This is a genomic window from Stenotrophomonas sp. HMWF003, from assembly GCF_003061285.1.
GTDB lineage: Bacteria > Pseudomonadota > Gammaproteobacteria > Xanthomonadales > Xanthomonadaceae > Stenotrophomonas > Stenotrophomonas maltophilia_AP.
In genome coordinates, this window is sequence record NZ_QAIW01000236.1 from 1 (window position 1) to 4044 (window position 4044).

Genomic DNA, 4044 nt, shown 5'->3' on the forward strand with positions numbered 1-4044 from the left:
GGCGTAGGCTCGGTCATCGATTCGGGGCCGGGCGGCAGGGTCGCGCCCATTCAAGCACGTTCACGACGACTCAGGCGCGGCGCACGCCGGTGATGCGCATCCAGTCTTCGTCCTGGGCGGTTTCCAGCTGCTCGAACCACGGCGCATAGCGCACCAGCAGGTCGTCTTCCTGGCCATGCAGGATGCCCGACAGCGCAATGCGCCCGCCGGGGGCCACGCGTGCGGCCAGCACGTCGGCCAGTGCGTCCAGGGCCGAGGCCAGGATGTTGGCCACGACCACCGGGTAGGTGGCCGGCGGTTCGTCATGCGGCAGGTAGACCGCCAGGCGATCCTGCAGGCCATTGCGCTGCGCGTTGTCGCCGGTGGCGATCACCGCCTGCGGATCGTTGTCCACGCCCACGGCGCGTGCCGCGCCCAGCTTCAAGGCGGCCAGCGCCAGGATGCCCGAGCCGCAGCCGAAATCGAGCACGGTCTGGCCGTCCAGCACGCCCTCGGCGGCCAGGCCGTCCAGCCAGCGCAGGCACAGCGCGGTGGTGGGGTGGGTGCCCGAGCCGAACGCCAGGCCCGGGTCGAGGCGGATCACGGCGGCATCGTCGGCCTGCGCGGCCTCGGGCAGGTCATGGTTCCACGGCACGATCCAGGTGCGCTCGCCGAAGGCCATCGGCTGGAACTGGTCCAGCCACGCGCGTTCCCAGTCTTCATCGGCCACCGCGCGGAAGCTGGCATCGGACCAGTCCAGGCCGGGGTCGAACGCCTCCAGCGCGGCCAGCAGCGCCAGTGCATTGGTGTCGGCCGCGAACAGCGCGGTGAGGACCAGATCGTTCCACAGCGGGGTCTCGCCCACGCCCGGTTCCAGGATGGCGCGCTCGTTGCTGGTATCGGCATCGGCGTCGAGCAGGGTCACCGCCAGCGCGCCGACATCGTCCAGCGCATTTTCGTAGCGGGGCTGGGTGGATTCGCTGCAGCGGAGGGTGAGTTCCAGGAACGGCATGGGAAGAGTTACCTGCGGAAAACCGTGAATGCTAGACCATTGTGGGTGGTTGCTGCCTGCCACGCCGCGTCCTGTCGTCTCTCTGGGCCATGAGAATGCGACCGGATTGCGGTTCAGACAGCTCCCGGAGGGCTTGCTAAACTGGGGCTTCCGCTGCCCGCATGGGCACCTCCGGTCCTGCGCATGGCGCTCGTGCCCACCCTCAAAACCTGGTTGCTGGTCGTACCGGCCCTGGCGTTGCTCGGGGTGGTGGGCTATCGCGCGGGCGGCCACGTGCGGCACGCCGACGACATGCCCGACAGCGTGGGCGAAACGCCGGTGGCACTGGTGGCTGCCGCGCCCATGCAGGCGCAGCAGCTGGCCCGCCAGCTGTTGGCCAACGAACGCGGCAACGCCATCGCGTCCGGGCTGCCGCTGGACATCCGCGCCGATATCGAAGGCGACACCGACCTGTTCGCCTACGCCCAGCGCCTGCAGCTGCAGGCGGCCAACGGCAATGCCGAAGCGTCGTGGATGGTCAGTCGCGTATACGACTACTGCGCCATCTATGCCATGGACCCGGGCGGTTACCAGCTGGACAACGCGCTGCTGACCGGGCTGGGCATGACGGCCTCGCCGGCCATGGTGCAGGCCCGCGAACGTGTTGCGCGGCGCTGCGGCGGCTTCGTGGCCAGCGACGGCCTGGGCCGGCAGTTGATCCTGACCCAGCGCGTCCAGGCGGCCACGGCCGGCAACCTGGCCGCCGAGGCCGCGCTGTTTGCCGACGGCCAGCCGCTGCAGGACAGCCCCGACTACCGCCGCGGGCTGGTCGAGCGGGTGAGGGAGTCGCGCGATCCGGAAGCCTTCATGGCGCTGGCACCGGCCATGGGCCAGCGCGCCAGTGGCGACAGCGCGCTCAACGGCCTGGTGGCCGGGGACCAGTACAGCGAACTGGCGTGGCGCCTGGGCGCCTGCGAGCTGGGCATGGCGTGCGGCCCGGACAGTGTGTTGATGAACAATTTCTGCGCGAACGGTGGGATCTGTTCGCAGGACGGTGGGCAGGATTTTGCCACCTTCGTCTATGACGCCGCGGTTTCGCGGCAAGGTGCGGGGAAAATGAAGACGTTGGTTGAAGAACTGATCAAGAAGAGGAAAGGGCGATGAATTACCGTCGATTCCTGCACGGTGCCAAGTTCTGGTTCTGGGTGGTGTTGTTCGTGGCCTATTCGGCCGGCGCCGTGGGCCTGGTGATGATCGATACGTATGAAGATCGCTACCGCAGCCTGTCCAAGGTGCAGCTGACCTCGGTCAAGGCACCGGAAGACACGCGCCGCGCCGGCGCCAGCCAGGTGGCCGCGGTCTACCGCGCGCAGAGCGGCATGCCGTTCTCGTCGTTGCCGGCCGGCAGCACCTTCCAGGTGGTGTGGCCCGATGGTTCCACCGAGACCATGGTGATCGTCGACCCGACCTCGTCGCTGGGCGTGGCACCGCTCAAGAACACCCAGGTGACCGCAGCCAACGCGCCGCGTTGATGCCGCATGTCGAAGGGGGCGTGGTGGCCACGCGCCCGCTGCGGCTGGTCCTGCTGCCGGGCCTGGATGCGACCGGCCGCCAGCATGCCGCGTTCTCCGCCGCGATGCGGCGGCTTGGGGTGGGGGTCACGGTGATCGCCTACCCGGTCGATCGCAGGCTGGACTACCCCGCGCTCGCCCGCTTCGTGCAGCAGGCGTTGCCCACCGAAGGCGACTACCTGCTGTTGGGCGAATCGTTTTCGGGGCCGCTGGCGTTGTCCATCGCCGCTTCACCGCCGCCCGGTCTGCGGGGTGTGATCCTCTCCACCACGTTCGCGCGTTCGCCCTGGCTGGCATGGCGTCGCCTGCAATCGCTGTTGTACTGGGCACCGGTGCGTGCGCTGCCGATGCCCGCGTTGTCGTGGTTGCTGCTTGGCCGCTGGAGCACGCCCGCCTTGCGCGATGCGCTGCGGGATGCCCTCGCCCGTGTCGACGCCGATGTGCTGCGCGGCCGCGCGATTGCCGCGCTCGGCGTCGATGTCGCCGTGAGCGCAGACACGGTGACGCTGCCCACGCTATGCCTGCATGCGGCGCACGATCGCTTGTTGCCCGGGCGCTGCCAGCGTCACCTGTCGGCGCTGCTGCCCGCGCAGGCCACCCGATGGCTGGACGGTCCCCATCTGATGCTGCAGGCCCGTCCGGAAGCGGCGGCGGGGGTGGTTGCTGCCTTCATGCAGGATGTCTGCGGCAGCGCATGACGGTCGCGGGGCGTCGCACGCATACGACCGATGTGACTGGCGCGTTGTGATGCTGTCCACGCCGCCTTCGCTTACGGATCTCGGGCAATTCACGGTGTGACGCGCAGCCTGCGGGTGTTGGCTGCATCCGCAGCGCACGTGCCGGAGACCCTGTCGAATGAATACCCGAGGCGATTACGCCGCATCCGAACCACACGCCACCGCGACGGTTGCAGTGGTCACCCCGCCCCCCGTTGTGCCGCACGACAGCGCCACGTCCTGGGGGGCGATCTTTGCCGGCGCCGCCGCGGCCGCCGCGCTGTCGCTGGTGCTGTTGATCCTGGGCGTCGGCCTGGGGCTGTCATCGGTGTCGCCGTGGGCCTATGAAGGTGTGTCGGCCGAGGCGTTCGGCTGGTCCAGCATTGCCTGGCTGACCTTCACTGCCATTGCCGCCTCCGGTCTCGGCGGCTATCTCGCGGGCCGGCTGCGCAACAAGTGGAGCAACCTGCACGGGGATGAGACCTACTTCCGCGATACCGCGCACGGCTTCCTGTCGTGGTCGGTGGCCACGCTGCTGACCGCCGGTCTGCTCACCACCGCCATTGGCGGCGTGCTGGGTGCCGGTGCCAAGGTGGCCGGTGCCACCGCAGGCGCGGCTGCTACCACCGCCGGTGGCGTGGCCGCCGCTGCCGGTCCGGCCGCCATGGGCGGCGACAACGGCGACCTGCAGTACTGGGTGGATGGCCTGTTCCGCGCCAACCCGAACGCGCCCGCCGCACCGGCCGCACCGATGGGGCCGCCGCCGGCACCGGTTGCCGGTGCTGCC

The 4044-nt window shown here is 69.6% G+C and carries 4 protein-coding genes and 1 pseudogene; 4 read left to right on the forward strand and 1 reads right to left on the reverse strand.

Features of this window, described 5'->3' with window-relative positions; translation table 11 throughout:
• Window positions 1-70 precede the first annotated feature (70 nt).
• Complete coding sequence (gene prmA, locus DBR34_RS09710; protein WP_128096631.1) at window positions 71-991, reverse strand: 50S ribosomal protein L11 methyltransferase; 921 nt, start codon at window positions 989-991, stop codon at window positions 71-73.
• 183 nt (window positions 992-1174) lie between these two features.
• Between prmA and DBR34_RS09715 the strand changes: the two genes are divergently transcribed.
• From DBR34_RS09715 to DBR34_RS22535, 4 genes and pseudogenes are all read left to right on the forward strand, one after another.
• Window positions 1175-2134 (forward strand): hypothetical protein, encoded by a 960-nt coding sequence (locus DBR34_RS09715; protein WP_128096632.1) that lies wholly within the window; start codon window positions 1175-1177, stop codon window positions 2132-2134.
• Window positions 2131-2502 (forward strand): hypothetical protein, encoded by a 372-nt coding sequence (locus tag DBR34_RS09720; protein ID WP_128096633.1) that lies wholly within the window; start codon window positions 2131-2133, stop codon window positions 2500-2502. Before DBR34_RS09715 ends, DBR34_RS09720 begins: the two co-directional genes overlap by 4 nt.
• A complete protein-coding gene (locus DBR34_RS09725) occupies window positions 2502-3239 on the forward strand; it encodes an alpha/beta hydrolase (protein ID WP_128096634.1) in 738 nt (245 codons plus the stop codon). The genes DBR34_RS09720 and DBR34_RS09725 overlap by 1 nt, the downstream gene beginning before the upstream one ends.
• Before the next feature lie 157 nt (window positions 3240-3396).
• Window positions 3397-4044, forward strand: a pseudogene (locus DBR34_RS22535) (hypothetical protein); the annotation flags it as partial.